This window comes from Kitasatospora sp. NPDC059803 (genome assembly GCF_042732255.1).
Lineage (GTDB): Bacteria > Actinomycetota > Actinomycetes > Streptomycetales > Streptomycetaceae > Kitasatospora.
Map to the genome: position 1 here is coordinate 13,953 of NZ_JBHWIJ010000209.1, position 933 is coordinate 14,885.

The following is a 933-nucleotide window of genomic DNA, read 5'->3' on the forward strand; positions in this document are numbered from 1 at the left end:
GGGGGCCGCCCGGCGCCGGCAAACCCCCACCCGGGGTGTTGTTTTGAGGTAACCCCAAAACGCCTGCGGGGCCTATCTCACTAAGATATCGCCCCCTCAGGCTCTGGGGTGAGTGACGGGACTTGAACCCGCGGCCACCTGGACCACAACCAGGTGCTCTACCAACTGAGCTACACCCACCATCTGTCCGGCCCGTTTCCGCTTCCGCGTTCCCGTTCCGACAGGAAGAACTCTACAGGATCCGAGAGGGTGCTCGCGCCAGGCTTTCGTCCGGGCGAACGCGGGCACCTCCCCCGGGCTCCTCGGGTCAGCCCTCCGGGGCCTGGTACTTCTCGGCGATGGCGCGCGCGGTGTCGGTGTCCGGTCCGGGCTGCGGGACGAACACCGCCTCGCGGTAGTACCGCAGTTCGTCGATGCTCTCGCGGATGTCGGCCAGCGCCCGGTGGTTGCCGCCCTTCTGCGGGCTGTTGTAGTACGCCTTCGGGTACCAGCGGCGGGCCAGCTCCTTGATCGAGGAGACGTCCACGATCCGGTAGTGCAGGTGCTTCTCCAGGGCCGGCATGTCCCGGGCGAGGAAGCCGCGGTCGGTGGCCACCGAGTTCCCGCACAGCGGCGTCCGGCCAGCCTCCGGCACGTGCTCGCGGATGTACGCGAGCACCCGCGCCTCCGCCTCGGCCAGCGTCACACCCTGCTCCAGCTCCTCCAGCAGGCCGGAGGAGGTGTGCATCGCGCGCACCACCTCGGGCATGCCCGCCAGCGCCTCCGCCGGCGGGCGGATGATGACGTCCACACCCTCGCCGAGGATGTTGAGCTCGGAGTCCGTCACCAGTGCCGCGGGGGGGAGGGCCACCGGCCGGGGGGGGTGTTGTGGGCGCGGTTGAAATCAATCAATATAAATAAAAAATAATAGAAATATAAAAAGAAAGCGAGAGT

1 protein-coding gene and 1 tRNA gene are annotated in these 933 nt (G+C 67.0%); both read right to left on the reverse strand.

Annotated elements, in window-relative coordinates; all coding sequences use genetic code 11:
• Positions 1-104: 104 nt before the first annotated feature.
• A tRNA-His gene (locus tag ACFV6I_RS27660) sits at positions 105-180 on the reverse strand.
• A 127-nt stretch (positions 181-307) separates the two neighbouring features.
• Complete coding sequence (gene orn, locus ACFV6I_RS27665; RefSeq protein ID WP_380428250.1) at positions 308-850, reverse strand: oligoribonuclease; 543 nt, start codon at positions 848-850, stop codon at positions 308-310.
• Positions 851-933 lie beyond the last annotated feature (83 nt).